Here is a 20,558-nt window from a genome sequence, read left to right as displayed (position 1 = left end):
TTTATCATATTAAAGTAGTAAAGCAAAAACCTTGTTCGAAAATAAAAAATATGACGAAGGGGAAGGGGAAACAAAATGAGAAAGAGCTTGAAAACAGCAGTTATTTTGATGCTTGTTTTAATTTTGGGTATGATTAGCTTAGTAGGTTGTTCAAACGAGGCAGCTAAGCAAGAAGCTTTAGAGAAAGAAACGGCTCAGCAAGAACCTGCTGCACAGGAAGACTCCTTTGAAAAAATAAAAGCGAAGGGTAAAGTTGTCATGGGTCTTGACGATACATTTGCACCCATGGGCTTTAGAGATGAAAACAATAAAATCGTGGGTTTTGATGTGGATTTGGCCCAGGAAGTTTTTAAGCGGAATGATTTAGAATTGGTTCTCCAGCCTATAGACTGGACAATGAAAGAAGCGGAATTAAACGCGGGAAATATAGACATGATTTGGAATGCATATACAATTACCGAGGAAAGAAAAGAGAAGGTTGCCTTTACAAAGCCATACCTTGATAATAGGCAGGTAATTGTCACCCTTGAAGGCTCTGACGTTAAAAGTAAAAGCGATCTTGCCGGTAAAAAGGTAGCGGCACAGACCGGTTCTAGTGCTGTAGATGCTATGAATACCGAACCTGAGTTAGTGAAGTCCTTTGACGGTGGTGAGCCGGTATTATTTGATACGAACAATGAAGCCTTTATGGATTTGGAGGCTAAAAGGGTTGATGCCGTTGTAGCCGATGAGGTTTTGGCACGCTACTATATCAAGCAAAAAGGTGCAGATAAGTATACAATTCTCGATGAAGATTTTGGTGACGAGGAATACGGCATAGGTTTTAGGAAGCAGGATAAAAAGCTGCTGGAAATGGTTGATAAAACTTTAGACGATATGAGAAAAGACGGAAGCTATGATTTAATATATGAAAAATGGTTTGGTAAGTAATGGATTTGCTCTGTAATTCAGAGAACCCTCTAGAAAAGTGCAAATATCTTTACAGACTAAATCCAAAATGATGTAATTATCTTTAATAAATCACATTCTACAACGGTATAAAATGTAATATGTAAAGGGAAATCATTATGTTTGAATATATCTTAAGACTATTGCCTGCTCTGCTATCAGGGCTTGAGGTAACCTTAAAAGTGTTTTTCTTAACGCTTGTAATATCTATACCTTTAGGAATCCTTGTAGCCCTAGGCAGGCTGTCAAAAATTAAGCCACTGGTATTTTTGGTGGAGCTTTATATTTGGGTCATGCGAGGAACACCGCTGCTGCTGCAAATAGTAGTTATATTTTTTGGATTACCCATTGTGGGAATAACCTTTGACAGGTTTCCGGCTGCCATACTGGCGTTTGTGCTAAATTATGCGGCGTATTTCGGAGAAATCTTCAGAGGCGGCATTGAATCCATCGATAAAGGTCAATACGATGCGGCAAAGGTGCTGGGTTTTACTCCTGCAAAGACCTTTACAAGAATTATCCTGCCGCAAATGATAAAGATAGTGCTGCCGTCAGTGGCCAATGAGGTAATAACCCTTGTAAAAGATACATCACTGGTGTACGTAGTGGGCCTGGGAGAGCTTTTGCGGGCAGGGAAAATAGCCTCCAATCGCGATGCCTCCCTGGTGCCGCTGATTGTAGTGGGAGTCTTTTATTTGGCTTTAACAGCGGTTTTAACGGCAGTTTTCCAAAAACTAGAAGAAAGATATTCATATTTTCAATAAGGGGAAAGAATTATGATACTCAGCGTAGAGGGCTTGTATAAAAGCTTTAAGGGAAAACCTGTATTAAATGATATAAACTTTCAATTGGGACAAAATGAGATATTGGCAATAATAGGCCGATCCGGCGTCGGTAAAACGACCCTTTTAAGGTGCATAAACAATCTGGTCAAATGCGATCGGGGAACAATCATCGTAGACGGAATGTATCTGTGCAAAGATGACAACGGGAGCACTACTTATGCCAAACCGGCACAAATGCTGCAGATAAGAAAGAAACTGGGCTTAGTTTTTCAAAACTTTAATCTTTTCCCACATATGTCGGTTTTAGGGAACATCATAGAAGCACCGATAAATGTTTTCGGTGCTTCTAAAAGCGAGGCTGAAAACAAGGCTATGGAGCTTTTAGAGATGCTGGATCTTGGCGATAAGGCCAATGCCTATCCTTTTGAACTTTCAGGAGGACAAAGGCAGAGGGTAGCGATTGCACGAGCATGTGCCTTAAATCCAAAGATTATGTGTCTGGATGAGCCTACTTCGGCTCTGGACCCGGAGCTTAGGGAAGGCATCGCATTGATCATAGAAAAATTGGCCCGGGACGGAATGGGCATTTTAATAATAACCCATGATATGAATTTTGCAAAACGAGTTGCACATCGAATTATATTCATGGATGAAGGTCGGATTATAAAAGAGTCAAGTAAAGAAGAATTCTTTAATAATATTGAAAATGAAAGAATAAAAAGTTTTGTTATGATGGACTAAAAAACTCCTGGGCAATTCTCACCGATTCCTGAGCATCCCTTCCATAATAGTCAGCGCCGATGCTTTTTGCAAATTCGGCATTGACAACTGCACCGCCTACCATTATCTTACATCCAAGGCCTGCTTCCCTTATTGCCTTTATTGTTTGTGCCATGTTCTGAGCAGTAGTTGTCATTAAAGCACTTAAACCTACAAGGCTTACATTGTCCTGTTTTATCCTATGGATAATCTCGTCTTCCGGTACATCTTTTCCCAAATCAATAACCTCAAACCCATAATTTTCTAATAAAATTTTTACGATATTTTTACCTATATCATGAATATCTCCCCGCACAGTAGCAAGGATGATTTTCCCCTTGCTAAATTCAGCCTTCCCGCCATTTGTTTCAATGATATGATGCTTTATAACCTCAAAAGCCCTTTTGGCAGTTTCAGCGGATTGTATGAGTTGTGGAAGGAAAATCTCACCCGCTTCGTATTTGCGCCCTACTATATCCAGTGAAGGCACCAAATGTTCATCTATTATCTGTGTGGGACTCATTGTTTTGAGCATAGCTCTTACCTTTGATGCAGCTTCTTCCTTTAAGCCGTTTATGATTATATCCTCAATATCTGCCACATCCGCAGCGGAGAAAGCTTTGACAGCAGGTTTTTTATCCTTAGGCGCATATGCAGCAATATAATTGTTGGCATACTTATCGTAGCCCCAAAGCACGTTAAATGCATTTATAGTTCCCATCACTTCTTCATCAGTAGGGTCAATAATCGGTGCATCCAGTCCGGCTTCTAACGCAAGAGCCAAGAATGTGCGATTCAGCAGTGTTCTGTTAGGCAAACCAAAGGAGATATTGCTAACACCCAAAATAGTTTTTACTCCAAGCCTTTCTTTTACCAATCTGGTGGCCTTTATAATTTCCCTTACTTCATCCTGCTGGGCGGAAGCTGCAATAACGAGGCAATCAATAATCAAGTCTTCCTTTGCTATACCGTATTTGGAGGCGGTCTTAACTATATTTTCGGCTATTTTAAATCTGTCTTTTGCCTTTGCCGGTATTCCATTTTCATCTAATGTTAGGCCGACAACACAGGCTCCGTATTTTTTGGCTATAGGGAATATCTCCTCCATAACCTTTAGCTTTCCATTTACTGAATTAATAATGGGCTTACCATTGTATATTCGCACGGCGGCTTCGATTACATCACTATCGGTACTGTCAATCTGAAGGGGGACACTTACTGTACTTTGCAGTTCTCGGATGATATTTATCATTACAGCCTTTTCATCTATTTCCGGCAGCCCTGCATTTACATTGAGAATATGTGCTCCTGCATCCTGCTGTGCAAGAGCCTGCCGCAATACATATTCCATATCATTGCTTTTCAACGCCTCTTTAAGGTGCTTTCTGCCGGTAGGATTTAGCTTTTCGCCTATAACGGTTATGCCTTCACCGATAATTACCGTCTTTGAAAATGAACTTGCAGCCGTTATCGGTTCAACTTGCCGTTTTATAGGCTCAAGACCCGCAAGCACATGCCTTAATGCCCTTATATGTTCCGGATTTGTGCCGCAGCAGCCCCCAAGAATTGTAACACCCTTTTCGGCCATGATTTTTGCATATCTGGCAAATTCATCGGGTTCTACATTAAATACGGTTTTTCCGTCTATAATCTTCGGCATGCCGGCATTGGGCTGAGCTATAACCGGGATTTTGGAGTATGACAGCACTTCTTCAATTAGCGGTAGAATCTCTTTAGGCCCTAAAGAGCAATTAATGCCTAAAGCATTTACCCCAAGTCCGCAAATTACATTTACCATAGTCAGAGGGTCAGTTCCCGTCAAAGTCCTTTTATCCTGCTGGAAAGTCATAGTAGCTACAACAGGAAGATTGCAGTTTTCTTTTGCTGCAAGAATAGCTGCCTTCATTTCATAAATATCTGACATGGTCTCTATTAAAATTAAATCTGCACCTGCATCTGCGCCAGCAATTACCTGCTCCCTGAAAAGCTCATATGCCTCGCCAAAAGATAAAGTTCCATAGGGTTTCATAAGCTGACCGATAGGACCAACATCCAATGCAACAAGCCTTTTTCCGGCAGCTTTTAAGGCTATTTTAACGCCGCTTTTAACGATTTCGCCGACATCATACCCATATTTACTAAGCTTAATGCGGTTTGCCCCAAATGTATTCGTAGTAATCACATCTGCACCAGCATCCAGGTATTCGCCGTGAATTTTTTCAATAATCTCTGGGTGCAAAATATTATAGCTTTCCGGAAGTTCTCCTGCCTTAAGGCCATATGTTTGAAGCATGGTACCCATTGCACCGTCAAAAACTATAAAGTTTGAAAAGTCAATCTGCTTACTCAAAAAAGTTTTCACCCTTTCTATACTGACAATTTACAGCAGAACAAAGCTTGCACTTATTGCCGCATCCTCTTTTATCAGGTAATACTTGCTGCACACCTATAATCGCTATTACGGATTTTCGGGGAGCAAGCAGAAAATCTTTGGTAACAGCAAGCCCGATTTTTCTATAGGTATCCAACGCCGCAGCTATATCGCCTTGAAGGCAAAGGGGCAAATCGCCGTAACCCGGGCTGTATCTGGAGGTAATATAAAGGCCTTCACTTGCAGCTTTTAACCGGATTTTGCCCTCCACTTCATCACATAATGCCTCAACTGCAGCCGATGCACAGGCATCAAGGATTAGGCCTTTTGTAGGATTAATTCTTAAATACAATGAAATTCTTTTATCGACTTCCAGACCTAGGGTAACAGCCATTAAGGCTGCCTTTGATGAATGTTTTAAGTGATGTGCTATGTCATGGCCGTAAAGCGTCACATTGCTTTGTTTAAGTAATATTTTTCCATTTTTGTGTTCGGTATCGAATATATCATAAACGTACTGCTTTTGTGCAATACCTTTAATTTCGATGATACATTCTGTTATAAGTTCCCCGGTATTTTCATAAGGCCGGTGATTATTATGATAACCGAGATAATGCAATACTTCATCATAATCAATATTCATAAGAAACTCCTTGAGATTAGGTTAAATTTGACCTAAAATCATATTAAAAATATTTTTTCACTTTTGTTTGCATAGCTTTTTTGATGCAACATATTTAATGCTATGGCCTTGTAAGCGTAATATTTCCCCAGATGCCCAATTTATCCTGTATAATAATAACAACTCCCTCTATCCCCGGAATGGATTTTGCAAAATTAATACCCTGCTCTATATCATCGGCAGTCTTTACCCTGTTGCCCACAGCGGTAGCGGTTGCATCGGCCAAGAGGGTATCATGAGAAATCACCACTGCTGCATCGGCCTTGCCGAAACTTAGTGAATGACCTACGGTGCCGCTGGATGTGCACACTCCAATAGAGTTGCCATTTCCGGGAATCAGTAGGGCTATTTTATTGGAAAGCGGTGATTTGCCTGCATATATAAGCACATGCCTGTCATGATTGCTTTTTATATAGATATCGCCGCCGTTTTCAATGATTAGCTCATCGGTATATTTTTCAAGGGCCTTGCCAACATATTCACTTATAGCACCTGCGACGGCGGCCATAGGACCTACATTGGCGGCTTTTGAAGCCAAGCACATATGTTTCACTATGGCAGGGGCGTCATCTGAAGGATTTATGGGAGCAAGGCTTGTCATGAATTCAGGATAAAGGCTGATGTAATTTGTGATTTCATTTCTATATTTTTTTAGCTGAGATAAAGCCTCATTTTTTAAATCGGATTTAGAAATAATCTCTAAATCCGATTCATATTCAGTGACATTAAATTTTACAAGGCCCTGCGCCTTAGTATAATCTCGATAGAATCGCTTTTGATACATAATACCTCCTGTGCTAAGAGCCTTATAAAGCTGCTGCAACTGCAGACGGCAAATCTTCAATGTCGCTTTTTATGGCTCTCGAAGGGCATGCACTTACACACAGCATACAGCCCTGGCATTTTTGAACATTATATATAAGCTTCCATGTGGTTTTATCAAGGCGTAGAGCCTTTGCACCGCAAACCGCCGTACAAGCACCACATTCTACGCATTTTTCGGCTTCAATGTATATTCGCTGTTTATATGCTTTTTTACTCATTATCAATCTCTCCTTTGCCTACTTCTTCCAGTGTATTAAGCTTTGAGACCTTATTAAAATGCTTGAAAGGTTCCTGCAGCGTAAATTTATCTGTTAGTATCCACCTTTTCAGTTCTTGAGCGATTGCACGAGCTTTACTTAGACTGGATAAGGGCGTAGTAGGTATTTGCTTGCCCTCAAGTGTAACCATGCCGCTCCTTAACTGTGCATAATTTACCTTGCCCAGGCTGGGCTTGGAGCGCCGTCCAACGCTATAATCTACTATATTTGTATATATATCTTTATTTTCAACGGCTAAGTTCATTAACATGTCTTTATCCAATACCGGTATCGGGATACCTATGCCGACAAACATGGATGTGCCGTATTTTTCAAAAACCGCCGGCTGAATGTAATCACAGCTCATCTGCTTTAGGTCGCCGATAACAGCCAATGTGGCTGCAGATGTAGTCGGAACGCCGTTATTTCCTCGCTCTACTTCGGTTATGAACTGAGTCCCCTGCCAGGCTACGTAACCGGGAGCGCCGGCAAGAAAGATTTTGGTTCCCATTCCTATCGTTCGAAGATATGGGTCATTGAGCAATGGGCTCAGCTCGCCGGATGTAGAGTAGTTAATGTTGGCCATATTCGGCTGCAGGACTCCCATATATGTGTATAAAGTCCTGCCGGAAGTATTTATAGCCGCATCATAATTCTGATAGCAATTTCTCGGGTTGAACAAATACGCCTCATTAATGGAATCCTTTGTAATATAAGTGTCGATTTTTTTTCTGGGGTAGCAGTCGGTGCCGGGCGATGTCGCCTGTAAGTGTATCTTCTTGCCTGCTATCAAATCGCATATTACGTGAGCACCGCCGTATTCTATATCCCTGTCAAAAGAAGTTTCAGTAGCACCTATATATGCATCAACTGCTGCAAGACCAGCATGTGCAGGTACATTGTTCAGCAGTACCTTGGTCATTCGGATGGGAGGGTCTGCATGGCCGAAGTTTAGAAATGCACCTGAGGAGCACATCGGGCTAAAAGTTGCAGTTGTTACAACATCCACATGACTTGTTGCCTCATCCAACCCCTTCTCCTTTACTATGTCGATTATTTCCTCTGCAGTAACAACAACCGCAGTCCCATTTTTGATTTTTTCATTAATTTCCTCAAAAGATTTTTTAACTTCCATTGCCAAATCTGCCTCCTTGGCTCGTAAAATATTTTACAAAATAAAAGCTGCTTTTCGATAAGAAAAGCAGCTTGTTGCTTCTTTAAAAGAAATATAAACAAACTGTTAATCTTATCTTCCAGGATAAAATTAATTATCCTGCAGGAATTGACACCGATGCATTCTAATGGAAAATGCCGGTTGTCGAGCGTCATAGGGCCCGTCCCTCAGCTACTCTGGATAAGATTTTATTTTTTATTTTGATTATTGGATACTAGTCTATAACATAAGATATAATTTGTCAACAGCAATTTCAAATTTTTGCATTATAAGTTAAATTAATTCCATAAAGGTTTTAATAACAAAGAGCCATGCAGGTTTTTAGAAATAAGAGCAAAAGTTTTAGACAAATCTTTAAAATCGTAGTAATATTAAATTATTATATGGAGCAGCGCGAAAAAATATACAAAAACTATTTTTTTATTAAAACTAAAATACAAGAGCAGATGCAGTAAAAACGAGGCTATGCCATGTCACAAGTGGGAGGTGGTTTATAAAATGGGATAGAGCAACTTTGTGCTTGCAGGGTAATATAACTTAGGAGTGTAGATTTAGTCGGCAAAGGAAATTGCGGTTCTATACCATGAACTAGAAATCGATGGTGTTTATTTTGTAAATGTAGTTTCAAAAACACTAGCAACTTACGGATTGGAGGGCAAAATTATATGGAATACATAAAAAAATCTAAAATAGCAATTATAGCTATGTCAATTTTATTAATTACCTTAGGTATCATCCTGATTGCCAGGCCTGAGTTTTCTGTCCTAGCTATTTGCAGACTGTTTGGTGCGATTATACTGATTCCGGGTATTATTAAAATAATCGGCTTTTTTAGGAAAGCTGCATATGAAGATATGCTTGGCTTTGATTTAGTTTATGGGCTTTTCTTTATTTTGCTTGGGATTTTTATGTTAATTGCTCCCAAAGCAGTAGTTTCTGCATTTCCCCTGATGCTTGGCATTGTTATTATTATCGATAGCATTTTAAGATTGCAGCTTTCTATTAACTTGAAAAGACTGCAACATGAAAAATGGTGGGTACATCTTTGCTTTGCTCTGATAACAGCGGTATTAGGGATATTATTGGTTTTTAATCCCTTTACAGGAAGTGTTATTATGACAAGACTTATTGGTATTGCCTTGACTATAAGTGGTGCTGTAAATTTACTGGGTATAATTTATATTTCAAGAGCTTTGAAGTGGTAATTATGGAGTAAGCGAATGCGGTTTTTTACTTCAAAATACATGAACCTTCCCAAACTGACGAACTCGTATAAATAAACATATCCCAAAATAAGTTTATAGACTAAAAAAGGTTGACTATATTATTATATTTTTATTATACTTATTAACGTACGATTGTATAAACTAAAAAAGAGGAAGGTTGCAATGATTGAAGATGCATACAAAGGATGATTTTTACAAAGGATTAAAGCATGGAATACCAATAGCCTTAGGATATATACCGGTTTCATTTACTTTTGGCCTTATGGCGGTAAAGGGCGGCATACCGGTTGTAGCTGCTATCTTAATCTCTATGACAAATTTAACATCGGCAGGTCAATTTGCAGGTATGAATTTAATTATAGAGGGTGCATCACTTATAGAAATTGCATTGACGACCTTTATAGTCAATTTGCGCTATATGCTCATGTCAATATCCCTGTCCCAGAAACTATCAAACAAGATACCCGACTTTAAAAAATACATTTTGGCTTTTGGAATAACAGATGAAATCTTTGCAATATCTGCTGTGCAGCCTGGCGAGCTTACTTCATCATACATGGCAGGCCTTATTACGATACCCTACATCGGATGGGCTTTAGGTACGGCTATGGGAGCTCTGACATCTTCACTGCTGCCGCCTACGCTGCAAAGTGCCATGGGCATAGCACTTTACTGCATGTTTATTGCCATAGTAGTCCCTGCGGCAAAGGAGTCTAAAGCAGCGCTGGTAGTTGCTTTGACGGCAATAACTATAAGTTCGGCTTTTACATGGATTCCTTATATAAATTCGCTCTCTACAGGGTGGGTTATCATTATTGCAACTATTGTAGCATCGTCAATCGGTGCTGTTATATTCCCTAGAGAGGAAGATGAATATGAGTAATGTATATCCTGCATTAATAGTCATGGCTCTTGTGACCTATATGATAAGAGTCCTTCCAATAATACTAATTAAAGGAAAACTAAAATCCAAATTTGTCAAATCATTTTTATACTACATGCCTTATGCAGTATTGGGAGCGATGACATTTCCCGGCATACTATATTCCACGGGGAATATCCTAGCATCAGTATTGGGCGGTGCTTTTGCCCTGTTTTTGGCATATCATAATCAAGAGATGATAAAAGTTGCCATCGGCGGCATTTTGGCAGCTTACATTTGCCAGCTTTTACTGTGAAATCCAGTAAGATCTAAACTACAAAAGCATAAATTTTAAAGCCCATGTGCCCTGAAAACCTCAAAAAAATCCCTGGGTTCTGTCATTTTGAATGGAGCAAAGCGCAATGAAGAATCTTTAGCTGCTTAAAGAAAGATCCTTCACTTCGTTCAGGATGACATGGGGCAATATCGCTGAGATAACATTGTGCACTATCGGTATGATGACATTGGCACTATTGATTAAGGTTACACTAGCACTATCGGTAGGATGATATGGGTGCTAGTGCTTAGAATGATACCAATTCCTGTCATTTTGAGTGAAGCGCAGCGAAACGAAGAATCTTAAAGGCTGGTTTGATAGAAGATTCTTTTCAGAGGTTTTCCCTGCAGAAAGTGAAGGATGTGCTAATGAATATAGATATTATTTGCGTAGGCAAGATAAAAGAAAAATATATATTAGACGGTATAAAGGAATATAAAAAAAGACTTACGCCTTACTGCAAATTGCGCATTATCGAAGCTATAGAGCAGAAGGCTCCGGAAAACTTAAGCGAAAAAGAAAAGGCTCAGGTGTTAGAGCGTGAAGGAAATAGCATACTTCAAAAACTAAACCCCTCATCTTTTGTAGTTGCCCTATGTATCGAGGGCAGAGCGCTTTTTTCCGAAGAAATGGCTAAAAAGTTAAGCGATCTTATGATAGACGGCAAGTCACATATTACATTTATCATCGGCGGCTCCCTTGGCCTTTCCCCTGAAGTTAAAGCCAGGGCAGACCTTTGCCTTTCCTTTTCAAAACTTACATTCCCACACCAACTTATGAAGCTTATGCTGCTTGAACAGATTTATCGCTGGTTTAAAATAATAAACGGTGAACCCTACCATAAATAGCGGACGTAGTGGCGGTCATCGACCGCCCGCTGCACGATGCAGCATTATTTATATTATGTGCAATAAATAATATGATATAATATCATTGCTATATTAATATAAGGTGATAATTATGGAATTAAAGAAACAATTAGAGGATAGAATTTTTGATATGGAAAAGGTCGCTATTGCTTTTGATGTTGAGCCATTTGATATATATTTTTTAGGAGGGGCTGCCTGCATATTAGGTGAATATACTAACAGGGCTACGCGAGATTTTGATTTTATAGATTTAAATTATCCTTCTAAATTAGGAAGGGTTTTCGTCCAATTAAGAGACTTTGATATGTTAGAATATGAAAGCACTGTTATATCACCTAGGTACAAAGAAAGAGCAATGAAGTTAAACAAATTTAAATATTTAAATGTGTATTTATTATCACCAGAAGACATAATCGTGAGCAAAATAATAAGATTGGAACAAAAAGATATAGAAGATATAGATGAGCTTATGAATATGGCGGACAAGGATTTAATAAATCAAATTATAGACGAGGTATTGTCGAGGGATGATTTATATGAATCTAAAAAAAATCAATTTATAAAGAGATTGCCAGAATTTAGGGAGAGATACGATGTATAGAATAGTATGCGAAAGCTACGAAAATTATAAAAGTGATTTTTTACCTGATAATACCGATGATTATAGATATAAAATTACTAAACCACTAGAATTAATATTAGATTTATCCTTGTATGAAGAGGAAAAAAACAATAACACTATTAACTACCGGAAGTTGGAGCACTTTATATATTTAATAAAGAAAAATATTGATAAATATCCTAATTTTAAGTCATTCTTATGGAGCTTGGAATCAAGGGGTATTTATGGCAGGGATTATGGTGTATTAAGTGAAGAAGAATTTTCTGAATTACAAAAGATTGTAAATATGTTTTTGAAATTATCATACTGGGATTAGGGATTGTAAAGTGACAATAATCTAATTTTCTAATTATGATGTTGTGCATTACGCAATCTCGAGAGAAGACTTGATGATCTTGATGTAAATCCAGAACAAATTTGTCCTTATTCTGCATACTGTCTTAGAGCCTCGATGTCCTTTATCTTAATTGCTGAGCGGTGATAATCGATAATTCCCTCATCCTTCATGCGGCTCATTTCCCGGGACATAGATGGTCGCGATACATTTAAAAAATCTGCCATGTCGTTTCGATTCATGGGTAAAACAAATGTGGTTTTACCCGTTTTTTTATATTGCTCCATCAAAAAGGCACTTATTTTACCCCTCATACTTTTAATTGTCAGATATTCAACCTTCTTATTGAGCACCAAAGCCCGTTCAGATACAATCTTGAGCATATTGAGTATAAGGGTTTTATGCCAGGGGCACACCTTGTCACATTGGCCTGTTATCTTGTTGCCTGAAAGAAAAAACACCATGCAATCTTCCTGAGCTATAACTGTTGAAGGCCAAACGGGATTTTTTGAAAATACCACCATCTCTCCAAACATATCCCCCGGCTGCAAAATTGCAATAACCACTCGATTTCCTGCAAAAGTTTCTTTTATAACTGCGGCTTTGCCCTTCAGCAATATCCCCACTGACTCAAAAGCATCTCCCGCCATAGTGATGAACTCATCCTTTTTGTAGTCACATATCCTCGGCTCAAGACAGTCCAGCATGAGAGCTAAATCATCTTTTTCTATTCCTTCAAACAAAAGAGTTTCAGGCAAAACGCTTGCTTTTACATCAAAAATATAAATCACCCACTTTTTGTAGCCACAGCTACCGAAATATTGTCTTTATTTTACTACTATATAGTTGAACATACAATATGTAATTAAAAGAAGGTGAATATGATGAAAAGAAAAATTGTTACCATAGATGAAGAAAAATGCAATGGCTGCGGTCTTTGTGTAAATGCCTGTCATGAAGGGGCACTCCGGCTTATAGACGGAAAAGCAAAGCTTATATCAGAGTCTTACTGCGACGGATTAGGCGACTGTCTTCCAAAATGTCCTACAGGAGCAATTACCATAAGGGAGATGGAAGCTGCGCCATATAATGAGGAAGCAGTGAAGAAAAATATGATAGCAAAAAATGCCAAAAATACACAAGATGCCTCAGAAAACAAACTGCCCTGCGAATGCCCGGGCAGCAGCGTAAAAATGCTAAATAAGGAAGATAATCAAAAGATCCGGTATGCTGCTGTAAAAGAACAATCACGGCTTGCCCAATGGCCCTGCCAGCTAAAGCTTGTTCCGGCAAATGCGCCGTTTCTTACCGATGCTCATTTGCTTATAGCCGCTGACTGCACCGCTTATGCCTACGCCTCTATCCACAATGACTTTATGAGAAACAGGGTTACACTAATCGGCTGTCCAAAACTTGATAATATCGATTACACAGATAAGCTCACAGATATTCTAAAATTTAACAACATAAAAAGCATAACAGTGCTGAAAATGCAAGTTCCCTGCTGCAATGGCATTGCAAATGCTGCAAGAGAAGCGCTTATCGCAAGCGGCAAGATGATCCCTTGGAATGTTGCTACCATAAGCACAGAAGGGGATATTATCGAAGACTGAATTTAGAACAGGGATGAGATATAAAAAAAGATAGAGGTTTACAGATTTTCTACTTTGAAAACCAAATATATTATACAGGGGGAATTTTTATGATAGAAAAAAGATATGAATTTACTTTTGCAGATTCAAAAACCATTGAAAGGGTTGTATCTGACGATAATGTAGACATAAATCATATGATACTTCTGAAAGGGGATGCACTTCCCGAGCACTATACAAATTCAAATGTGTACATGATTGTAGTAAGAGGCAGCATTTCGCTGCAGCTAGGCACACAGGATGAACATACCTATCCTGCAGGAAGCATCATAGCAATTCCATATAAAACAAAGATGAATGTGCGCAACAATCATGAAGAAGTATTGGAATTCTTTGTGGTTAAGGCTCCAAGCCCTAAGATGTTTATAAAATAATTTAAAATTGGGAGGTAATAAAATGTCAATGTTTTGTTTTCAATGTGAGCAGACAGCTGGAGGAAAAGGATGTGTAAAATCGGGAATCTGCGGCAAAAAACCCGATGTAGCCGAAAAACATGATGAATTAACCTGTGCACTAATTGGGCTTGCCCGTGCTGCAGAAGGCAAAGCCCCAAGCAAAGAGGCTGATGAGCTTGTTATGAAAGGGCTTTTTGCTACGGTTACAAATGTTAACTTTGATGCAAAGCGAATAGATGAACTCATAAAACTTGTGGAAGAAGAAAAGGAAAAGCTGGGAGGAGCTGAAAACTTCGCTGTCAAAGACCTTTGGACACAGGATACAGATATTGTTTCACTGCGATCCACACTACTTTTTGGGATGCGGGGCATGGCGGCATATGCTTGGCACGCATATGTCCTAGGTAAAAAAGATAAAGAAGTAACATCATGGTTTTACAAAGGACTGAGAGCTTTAGGCCGCCAGCATACAGCAGACGAGTGGCTGGAACTTTTAATGGAATTCGGCAATATAAATCTAAAATGTATGGGCTTGCTTGATGAAGCTAATACAAGTGCTTATGGTCACCCAGTGCCTACAAAGGTAACAATGGATGTAGAAAAAGGACCTTTCATTATCATAACAGGTCATGATTTGCTGGACCTTAAACAGCTGCTTGAACAGACGAAGGACAAGGGTATAAATATATACACACATGGTGAAATGCTGCCGGCACATGGCTATCCGGAGCTGAAAAAATATTCCCACCTAAAGGGTAACTTTGGCACAGCATGGCAAAATCAGCAAAAAGAGTTTGACAATGTTCCCGCACCAATTCTCTTTACGACAAACTGTCTGATGTCGCCTAAGGCAAGCTATGCCGATAGGGTATTTACAACATCTGTTGTAGGTTATCCCGGAATGAAACATATTGCGGAAGGTATAGATGGTGTAAAAGATTTTTCGCCGGTTATCCAAAAAGCCCTTGAACTTGGCGGATATGATGAGGATAAGCATTTTACAGGCATAAACGGCGGCTCGGAACTTATGACTGGATTTGCAAGAAATGCAGTCCTTGGAGTAGCTGACAAGCTCATAGATGCAGTAAAATCAGGCGCTATAAAACATATATTCCTTGTAGGAGGCTGTGATGGCGCAAGACCCGGCAGAAACTACTATACCGAATTTGTGAAAAAAGCTCCAAAAGATACGGTAATACTGACACTTGCCTGTGGCAAATACCGCTTCAATGACTTAGACATCGGCGAAATCGGCGGCTTGCCTCGCATTATAGATATGGGTCAGTGCAATGATGCATATTCTGCCATTCAAGTAGCATCGGCCCTTGCAAAGGCATTTGGATGTGGTGTAAATGACCTTCCCCTGACACTTGTACTGTCATGGTATGAGCAAAAGGCTGTATGCATATTGCTTACACTGCTTGCTCTCGGCATCAGAAATATCTATTTAGGTCCTACACTTCCGGCATTTCTCTCATCAAATGTTTTGGATGTGCTTGTGGAAAAATTTGACCTGAAGCCAATAAGCACTCCAGAGGAAGACCTTAAAGCGATTATTAAATAAAAAGACCTTCGCATGTGAAGTTTAATGTCGTAAATTAGTATCATGAAATACCGAAACAACCGGGCAACTTATCAATCACCCGGTTGTTTCGGTATTTATTATTTTGCTGACTAGAATAAATTAAAGCGCTCATTAAATGATGCTTGCTCATTTTTTGTTACTATTTAAAGGTTAAAACGACTTGTCATCCTGAACGAAGTGAAGAATCTTTCTTCAAGCAGCTCAAGATTCTTCATTCCTCTTTACTTCACACAGAATGACAAAAGAGCTTAGGATTTTTCGTTACGCTGCGCTACGTTTAGAATGACAAAATGGCCACATCTGCTTATTTTAAAACAAAAATACCGCACGCAGTATGCAAAAAAGTAAGCAAAAATATTTAAAAATGAGCAAAAAACTATTGATTTAAATTTAGAATCGGTGTATAATTTAATCAAACAAGAATAAATGAGCATAAAAGAGAGTAAATAAGCAATTAAACAATGAAAAGCGAGAGTGAGTTTTCATGTTTGCAGAAGAAAGACAGCAGAAAATCTTTGAACTCCTTGAAAAAAACAGCAGTATAAAAGTAAAAGAACTTGCAGAGATGTTTGATGTATCCGAGTCTACTATTAGAAGAGACCTGCAGGACATGGAAGAAAAACAGCTTTTAAAAAGAACCCATGGCGGAGCCGTAGGAATGAAAAAAATGATTTTTGAACCCACTTTCAAAGAAAAGGAAGATAAAAGCCAAAAAGAAAAATCAATTATTGCAAAAACTGCAGCTTCTTTAATAGAAGATAATGACACTATAATTTTGGATTCGGGCACTACTACTCTAGGGATAGCAAGGTGTCTTGAAGCAAAAGATTTGACAGTTATAACAAATTCCATTGATGTAGCTTCTGAGCTTTCTGAAAGAGATGACATCGAACTTGTGATTACAGGAGGATCGCTAAGAAAAAAGACGCGGGCCATGGTAGGACATATAGCTGAAAGTACTATATGTAATTTTAGAGTAGACAAAGCTTTCATAGGAGCAAACGGAATTTCCGTAAAAGAAGGTATTACAACGCCAAATTTTATAGAGGCTCAAACCAAAAGAGCCATGATGGAGGCAGCGGACAAGGTATATATAGTGGCAGATGCTTCTAAGTTTAACCAGGTCTGTTTTTCGGTGATAAGCAGTATTAGAGAAGTAACCGCCGTTATAACCAGTGGAGATTTAGACGAAGAAATGATAAAAGAATTTGAAGATGCCGGGGGCAAGATAATAATTATGAATGATTAATTTAATTGAAAGGGTGAGCAGATGCAGATGGTGATTACAGTAACATTAAATCCGGCGTTGGATAGAACACTTAATGTCGATAATTTTACGATAGGGACTGTAAACAGAGTAACGAAGGCAAGATACGATATCGGCGGCAAGGGAATTAACGTCTCGAAAGTTCTGAAAAATTTCAATATAGATTCTTTATGCCTCGGCTTCTTGGGTGGAATTTGGGAAGATTATTTTTTACAAGAGTTAAAACGCCGGAAGATCTCCTCGAATTTTACCCATATAGATGAGGATACAAGGACTAACACAAAAGTAGTAGATACCCTGCAGGGCACGTTTACAGATATAAATGAAGCAGGTCCTGATATAAAAAAATCAGAGCTTGAAAGGTTTATGGATACTTTTGAAGATTCATGCAAGAATGGCGACATAGTAATTTTATCAGGGGGAGTAAGTCCATCCGTGCCTTCTGATATTTACGGAAAACTTATTAAAATAGCCAAGGAAAAGCGAGCTATAACAATACTTGATGCGGAAGAAGAGCTGCTTAAAGAAGGAGTCAAGGCACAACCTGATATGATAAAGCCTAATATACACGAACTTGCAAAACTCGTGAATTTGGATGATGACACAGATGAAGCCATAATAGAGGCTGCAAAAGAACTGGTAGAATACGGGATAAAAAAGGTTCTTGTTTCCTTAGGAGAACGGGGTGCAATATATGTGACGGGAAACGGAGCATACAAGTGCGACGGGTTAAAAGTGCCGGTAAAAAGCACAGTAGGAGCAGGAGATTCAATGGTAGCAGCTCTTGCTTATAGTTTAATAAATGATTTTGGCGATGAATATACGCTAAAATTTGCAAATGCTTGTGGAGCAGCAACTGTAATGCTGGAAGGCACCGAGGCATGCACTTTAGAGCAGGTTAAAGAATTGGTGGATGATGTTTTCATTAAGGAGGAAAAGCACTAAATGGAAATAAGAGATATGTTTTCAAAAGAAAGAATAAGTTTTGATTTAAAAGCGACAAATAAAGCCCAGGTTATAGATGAACTTATAGATATCTTATACAAAGACGGAAAGATAACAGACAGGGAAGAATTTAAAAAGGCCGTTTTAAAGAGAGAAGAAGAGTTTTCAACAGGTATAGGAATGGGAATCGCGATTCCCCATGGCAAAAGCACCGCAGTTAAAGAAGCTTCAATAGTTTTTGGTAAAAGCAAAAAGGGTATTGATTTTAATTCCATGGACGGCGAGCCGGCTCATCTGTTCTTTCTTATAGCTGTTCCGGAGGAATCTGACGATGTGCATCTTAAGGCTTTAAGCGAGATATCAAGGAGGCTGATGCATGATGAAGTAAGGGAAAAACTCTATAAGGCTCAAAGCTTTGAGGATTTCATAGAAGCATTTTAATATCAAATTCTAAGACAAATATTTAGGTTTTGGTAATTTTACTAAATATGAGATAGGAGGCTGCTGCTGACTTGCTTTACTAGGATAGCATAAGGCTTTATGGAACTAATAAAATATAAAAGGAGGACTTATATATGAAAATTGTAGCTGTTACGTCATGCCCGACGGGCATAGCCCACACTTATATGGCTGCCGAAGCACTGCAAATGGCAGCTAAGGAACTTGGCCATGAAATAAAGGTAGAAACCCAGGGTTCTGTAGGTGCTGAAAACGTTATAACAGAAGAAGATTTAAGGCAGGCAGATGCGGTTATTATTGCTGCAGATACTAATGTTGATAAATCCAGATTTACAGGGCTTCCGGTAATAGAAGCTTCTGTGAGTGAGGCAATCAAAGATCCAAAGACACTAATAAATAAAGCATTAAAAGCTAAACCAAAAGCAGATTTAATGCAAGAAGTCAGCAGGATAAAAGCCGAAGAAAAAGAATCAAGGAAAGGTCTTTATAAGCATTTAATGACAGGTGTGTCATACATGATACCCTTTGTAGTGGCAGGCGGAATATTAATAGCTTTAGGATTTGCCTTTGGCGGCATATATGTTTATGAAAATGTGGGAAGCTTTGGAGAGATTATATTCTCGACAGGAAAGTTAGCTTTTTCGCTGATGGTTCCGGTGCTTGCCGGTTATATTGCTTATTCCATAAGCGACAGGCCGGGTTTGGTACCCGGATTTGTAGGCGGGGCGCTTGCAGATAAATTAGGCGCAGGTTTTATAGGTGCATTACTAGCAGGGTTAATTGCAGGTTATACAGTGGCATTTTTAAAGAAATATATTAAATTGCCAAAATCAATGCAGGGCTTGATGCCGGTTTTAGTACTGCCTGTACTTTCTACATTGGTTATGGGTATCGTGATGGTGCTGGTATTAGGCGGACCGGTAAAATCTATAAATGATGCCATGTCAGCCTGGCTCAATAACTTGCAAGGGTCAAGCGCAGTATTTTTAGGTGTAGTGCTGGGCTGCATGATGGCTTTTGACATGGGGGGTCCTATAAACAAAGCGGCATATGCCTTTGGCACTGCTACAATAGCAGCAGGACAGCCTACCCATATAATGGCGGCGGTAATGGCTGCCGGCATGGTGCCTCCCCTTGGGCTTGCCTTAGCAACAGTCATTGCCAAAAATAAGTTTACCGCTGCCGAAATAGAAGCAGGAAAAGCGGCCTGGGTCCTAGGACTTTCTTTTATAACAGAAGGTGCTATTCCCTTTGCAGCAGCAGACCCATTAAGAGTAATTCCTTCTATAATGGCAGGCTCGGCAGTAACAGGAGCCCTTTCAATGCTTTTTGGATGCGCTCTGGCCGTTCCTCATGGAGGCATTTGGGTACTATTTATACCGAATGTAGTAACGAATTTGTTCTTTTACATTCTTTCCATAGCTATCGGCGCAATAGTTTCAGCACTGGTGCTTTCAATACTAAAAAAGCCTGTAGAAAATAGCTCGTCTTTATAATAACTAAATTAGAATAAATTGCAATCATCCGCGCTGCAGGCGGTCAATGACCGCCCCTACACATTAGCAATTCATATGTGACAGAGGGAAATCCAAAAATGTCGATAAATCGTTTGCTGTAATGGGAAAATATTTTTGATAACCATATATTTTTGATACGGTTTATTTAGTAAAAATATATCTAATGAAAATTTAGTTTCAAATCATCTGTATAAATTTGTAAAACCACTTGGTTTAACCAAGTGGTTTATTTCCGCTATAGACAAAGATGTATATTCTATTTCAGCGATATTGAGTTCTTCGTTATTTGTAATATTAAACTTATTTCTTAATACAAAGGAATTTAGATAACAATATTTTATATCCCACTCATAACTATAATCATAATTCTCACTCATAATGCCATACCTATACCTTCACAGTATGTTTTTCAATAATTCTTTTCTTCATTTTCTCAAAACTGACTTTATTAGATAGACATATCCTAATTCTCTCTTTATCGTCTTCTCTTAAATGCATTCCTTCTATAACCATAGTTCCATTTACTTCTTTGATTATTTGTTCTATATCCTTCATAGCTATCACCTTTTTTACTATTATCCTTAACTATATTGAACAAAATCGCTAACGCGATGGCTTAAAAGACTTTTTTTCGTTATCGATATTAAAGTGGCAACACATTCACATATATGGTATTGTTTAGTCATC

23 protein-coding genes and 1 riboswitch are annotated in these 20,558 nt (G+C 38.8%); of the genes, 16 read left to right on the top strand and 7 right to left on the bottom strand.

Annotation, left to right across the window (positions count from 1 at the left end; all coding sequences use genetic code 11):
* The first annotated feature begins 75 nt into the window (after nt 1-75).
* The 3 genes from BUC45_RS03985 to BUC45_RS03975 all read left to right on the top strand — a co-directional run bounded on the left by BUC45_RS03985 (nt 76) and on the right by BUC45_RS03975 (nt 2,474).
* Nucleotides 76-930: an amino acid ABC transporter substrate-binding protein gene (locus BUC45_RS03985; protein ID WP_296970504.1), complete on the top strand. Its 855-nt coding sequence runs from the start codon at nt 76-78 to the stop codon at nt 928-930.
* A 137-nt stretch (nt 931-1,067) separates the two neighbouring features.
* Nucleotides 1,068-1,712 carry an amino acid ABC transporter permease gene (locus BUC45_RS03980; RefSeq protein ID WP_296970503.1) on the top strand — a complete coding sequence of 215 codons (645 nt, stop codon included), beginning with the start codon at nt 1,068-1,070 and terminating at the stop codon, nt 1,710-1,712.
* Nucleotides 1,713-1,724: 12 nt separating this feature from the next.
* The gene (locus BUC45_RS03975; protein WP_013779614.1) at nt 1,725-2,474 is read left to right on the top strand and encodes an amino acid ABC transporter ATP-binding protein; all 750 of its coding nucleotides are present in this window, start codon (nt 1,725-1,727) and stop codon (nt 2,472-2,474) included.
* On the opposite strand, the gene BUC45_RS03970 is transcribed toward BUC45_RS03975, so the two are convergent.
* The 5 genes from BUC45_RS03970 to BUC45_RS03950 all read right to left on the bottom strand — a co-directional run bounded on the left by BUC45_RS03970 (nt 2,461) and on the right by BUC45_RS03950 (nt 7,762).
* Entirely contained in the window at nt 2,461-4,842 is a 2,382-nt protein-coding gene (locus BUC45_RS03970) for a homocysteine S-methyltransferase family protein (protein ID WP_296970501.1), read from the bottom strand. The two genes, BUC45_RS03975 and BUC45_RS03970, sit on opposite strands and share 14 nt — an antisense overlap.
* Nucleotides 4,835-5,506, bottom strand: a complete 672-nt coding sequence (locus BUC45_RS03965) for a Vitamin B12 dependent methionine synthase activation protein (protein WP_213973928.1) — start codon at nt 5,504-5,506, stop codon at nt 4,835-4,837. The genes BUC45_RS03970 and BUC45_RS03965 overlap by 8 nt, the downstream gene beginning before the upstream one ends.
* A 100-nt stretch (nt 5,507-5,606) precedes the next feature.
* Nucleotides 5,607-6,329 (bottom strand): UPF0280 family protein, encoded by a 723-nt coding sequence (locus tag BUC45_RS03960; RefSeq protein WP_213973929.1) that lies wholly within the window; start codon nt 6,327-6,329, stop codon nt 5,607-5,609.
* 22 nt (nt 6,330-6,351) lie between these two features.
* Complete coding sequence (locus BUC45_RS03955; protein ID WP_213973930.1) at nt 6,352-6,588, bottom strand: 4Fe-4S dicluster domain-containing protein; 237 nt, start codon at nt 6,586-6,588, stop codon at nt 6,352-6,354.
* Nucleotides 6,581-7,762, bottom strand: coding sequence for a homocysteine biosynthesis protein (locus BUC45_RS03950; protein ID WP_213973935.1), 1,182 nt, complete (start codon nt 7,760-7,762; stop codon nt 6,581-6,583). Before BUC45_RS03950 ends, BUC45_RS03955 begins: the two co-directional genes overlap by 8 nt.
* A 108-nt stretch (nt 7,763-7,870) precedes the next feature.
* Nucleotides 7,871-7,988, bottom strand: a riboswitch (SAM riboswitch).
* 478 nt (nt 7,989-8,466) lie between these two features.
* On the opposite strand from BUC45_RS03950, the gene BUC45_RS03945 reads away from it, so the two are divergent.
* From BUC45_RS03945 to BUC45_RS03920, 6 genes are all read left to right on the top strand, one after another.
* Complete coding sequence (locus BUC45_RS03945) at nt 8,467-9,006, top strand: HdeD family acid-resistance protein (RefSeq protein WP_296970499.1); 540 nt, start codon at nt 8,467-8,469, stop codon at nt 9,004-9,006.
* 193 nt (nt 9,007-9,199) lie between these two features.
* A complete protein-coding gene (locus tag BUC45_RS03940; protein WP_296970525.1) occupies nt 9,200-9,910 on the top strand; it encodes an AzlC family ABC transporter permease in 711 nt (236 codons plus the stop codon).
* Nucleotides 9,903-10,205 carry an AzlD domain-containing protein gene (locus BUC45_RS03935; RefSeq protein WP_296970497.1) on the top strand — a complete coding sequence of 101 codons (303 nt, stop codon included), beginning with the start codon at nt 9,903-9,905 and terminating at the stop codon, nt 10,203-10,205. Before BUC45_RS03940 ends, BUC45_RS03935 begins: the two co-directional genes overlap by 8 nt.
* Nucleotides 10,206-10,594: 389 nt before the next feature.
* Entirely contained in the window at nt 10,595-11,074 is a 480-nt protein-coding gene (rlmH, locus tag BUC45_RS03930; RefSeq protein WP_296970495.1) for a 23S rRNA (pseudouridine(1915)-N(3))-methyltransferase RlmH, read from the top strand.
* A gap of 112 nt (nt 11,075-11,186) precedes the next feature.
* Entirely contained in the window at nt 11,187-11,696 is a 510-nt protein-coding gene (locus BUC45_RS03925; RefSeq protein WP_013779601.1) for a DUF6036 family nucleotidyltransferase, read from the top strand.
* Nucleotides 11,689-12,033: a hypothetical protein gene (locus BUC45_RS03920; protein WP_013779600.1), complete on the top strand. Its 345-nt coding sequence runs from the start codon at nt 11,689-11,691 to the stop codon at nt 12,031-12,033. The genes BUC45_RS03925 and BUC45_RS03920 overlap by 8 nt, the downstream gene beginning before the upstream one ends.
* Nucleotides 12,034-12,140: 107 nt before the next feature.
* On the opposite strand, the gene BUC45_RS03915 is transcribed toward BUC45_RS03920, so the two are convergent.
* Entirely contained in the window at nt 12,141-12,809 is a 669-nt protein-coding gene (locus tag BUC45_RS03915; protein ID WP_015295982.1) for a Crp/Fnr family transcriptional regulator, read from the bottom strand.
* Nucleotides 12,810-12,935: 126 nt separating this feature from the next.
* Here BUC45_RS03915 and BUC45_RS03910 point away from each other — a divergent pair, with 126 nt between their 5' ends.
* From BUC45_RS03910 to BUC45_RS03880, 7 genes are all read left to right on the top strand, one after another.
* On the top strand, nt 12,936-13,664 hold the full coding sequence (locus BUC45_RS03910) for a 4Fe-4S binding protein (protein ID WP_296970493.1): 729 nt from the start codon (nt 12,936-12,938) through the stop codon (nt 13,662-13,664).
* A gap of 89 nt (nt 13,665-13,753) precedes the next feature.
* Complete coding sequence (locus BUC45_RS03905; protein ID WP_296970491.1) at nt 13,754-14,077, top strand: cupin domain-containing protein; 324 nt, start codon at nt 13,754-13,756, stop codon at nt 14,075-14,077.
* A gap of 22 nt (nt 14,078-14,099) precedes the next feature.
* On the top strand, nt 14,100-15,662 hold the full coding sequence (gene hcp, locus BUC45_RS03900; protein ID WP_296970489.1) for a hydroxylamine reductase: 1,563 nt from the start codon (nt 14,100-14,102) through the stop codon (nt 15,660-15,662).
* Nucleotides 15,663-16,167: 505 nt separating this feature from the next.
* On the top strand, nt 16,168-16,932 hold the full coding sequence (locus BUC45_RS03895) for a DeoR/GlpR family DNA-binding transcription regulator (RefSeq protein WP_013779595.1): 765 nt from the start codon (nt 16,168-16,170) through the stop codon (nt 16,930-16,932).
* 21 nt (nt 16,933-16,953) lie between these two features.
* The gene (gene pfkB / locus BUC45_RS03890; protein ID WP_296970486.1) at nt 16,954-17,895 is read left to right on the top strand and encodes a 1-phosphofructokinase; all 942 of its coding nucleotides are present in this window, start codon (nt 16,954-16,956) and stop codon (nt 17,893-17,895) included.
* Nucleotides 17,896-18,336: a PTS sugar transporter subunit IIA gene (locus tag BUC45_RS03885; RefSeq protein WP_296970484.1), complete on the top strand. Its 441-nt coding sequence runs from the start codon at nt 17,896-17,898 to the stop codon at nt 18,334-18,336. It abuts the gene before it with no gap.
* Nucleotides 18,337-18,470: 134 nt separating this feature from the next.
* Nucleotides 18,471-19,850, top strand: a complete 1,380-nt coding sequence (locus BUC45_RS03880; protein ID WP_296970482.1) for a PTS fructose transporter subunit IIC — start codon at nt 18,471-18,473, stop codon at nt 19,848-19,850.
* A gap of 408 nt (nt 19,851-20,258) precedes the next feature.
* On the opposite strand, the gene BUC45_RS03875 is transcribed toward BUC45_RS03880, so the two are convergent.
* Nucleotides 20,259-20,426 (bottom strand): hypothetical protein, encoded by a 168-nt coding sequence (locus BUC45_RS03875; protein ID WP_013779590.1) that lies wholly within the window; start codon nt 20,424-20,426, stop codon nt 20,259-20,261.
* Between the last annotated feature and the right edge of the window lie 132 nt (nt 20,427-20,558).

It is taken from the genome of Tepidanaerobacter sp. EBM-38 (assembly GCA_001896545.1).
In the GTDB taxonomy this organism is placed as follows: Bacteria; Bacillota; Thermosediminibacteria; order Thermosediminibacterales; family Tepidanaerobacteraceae; genus Tepidanaerobacter.
This window is presented reverse-complemented; position numbering and strand designations above follow the sequence as displayed.

Excerpts from the sequence above, each read along its gene's own strand:
- BUC45_RS03985 (WP_296970504.1), top strand. The coding sequence starts at position 76 with ATGAGAAAGAGCTTGAAAACAGCAGTTATTTTGATGCTTGTTTTAATT.
- BUC45_RS03980 (WP_296970503.1), top strand. The coding sequence starts at position 1,068 with ATGTTTGAATATATCTTAAGACTATTGCCTGCTCTGCTATCAGGGCTT.
- BUC45_RS03975 (WP_013779614.1), top strand. The coding sequence starts at position 1,725 with ATGATACTCAGCGTAGAGGGCTTGTATAAAAGCTTTAAGGGAAAACCT.
- BUC45_RS03965 (WP_213973928.1), bottom strand. The coding sequence starts at position 5,506 with ATGAATATTGATTATGATGAAGTATTGCATTATCTCGGTTATCATAAT.
- BUC45_RS03960 (WP_213973929.1), bottom strand. The coding sequence starts at position 6,329 with ATGTATCAAAAGCGATTCTATCGAGATTATACTAAGGCGCAGGGCCTT.
- BUC45_RS03955 (WP_213973930.1), bottom strand. The coding sequence starts at position 6,588 with ATGAGTAAAAAAGCATATAAACAGCGAATATACATTGAAGCCGAAAAA.
- BUC45_RS03950 (WP_213973935.1), bottom strand. The coding sequence starts at position 7,762 with ATGGAAGTTAAAAAATCTTTTGAGGAAATTAATGAAAAAATCAAAAAT.
- BUC45_RS03945 (WP_296970499.1), top strand. The coding sequence starts at position 8,467 with ATGGAATACATAAAAAAATCTAAAATAGCAATTATAGCTATGTCAATT.
- BUC45_RS03940 (WP_296970525.1), top strand. The coding sequence starts at position 9,200 with ATGCATACAAAGGATGATTTTTACAAAGGATTAAAGCATGGAATACCA.
- BUC45_RS03935 (WP_296970497.1), top strand. The coding sequence starts at position 9,903 with ATGAGTAATGTATATCCTGCATTAATAGTCATGGCTCTTGTGACCTAT.
- rlmH (WP_296970495.1), top strand. The coding sequence starts at position 10,595 with ATGAATATAGATATTATTTGCGTAGGCAAGATAAAAGAAAAATATATA.
- BUC45_RS03925 (WP_013779601.1), top strand. The coding sequence starts at position 11,187 with ATGGAATTAAAGAAACAATTAGAGGATAGAATTTTTGATATGGAAAAG.
- BUC45_RS03920 (WP_013779600.1), top strand. The coding sequence starts at position 11,689 with ATGTATAGAATAGTATGCGAAAGCTACGAAAATTATAAAAGTGATTTT.
- BUC45_RS03910 (WP_296970493.1), top strand. The coding sequence starts at position 12,936 with ATGAAAAGAAAAATTGTTACCATAGATGAAGAAAAATGCAATGGCTGC.
- BUC45_RS03905 (WP_296970491.1), top strand. The coding sequence starts at position 13,754 with ATGATAGAAAAAAGATATGAATTTACTTTTGCAGATTCAAAAACCATT.
- hcp (WP_296970489.1), top strand. The coding sequence starts at position 14,100 with ATGTCAATGTTTTGTTTTCAATGTGAGCAGACAGCTGGAGGAAAAGGA.
- BUC45_RS03895 (WP_013779595.1), top strand. The coding sequence starts at position 16,168 with ATGTTTGCAGAAGAAAGACAGCAGAAAATCTTTGAACTCCTTGAAAAA.
- pfkB (WP_296970486.1), top strand. The coding sequence starts at position 16,954 with ATGCAGATGGTGATTACAGTAACATTAAATCCGGCGTTGGATAGAACA.
- BUC45_RS03885 (WP_296970484.1), top strand. The coding sequence starts at position 17,896 with ATGGAAATAAGAGATATGTTTTCAAAAGAAAGAATAAGTTTTGATTTA.
- BUC45_RS03880 (WP_296970482.1), top strand. The coding sequence starts at position 18,471 with ATGAAAATTGTAGCTGTTACGTCATGCCCGACGGGCATAGCCCACACT.
- BUC45_RS03875 (WP_013779590.1), bottom strand. The coding sequence starts at position 20,426 with ATGAAGGATATAGAACAAATAATCAAAGAAGTAAATGGAACTATGGTT.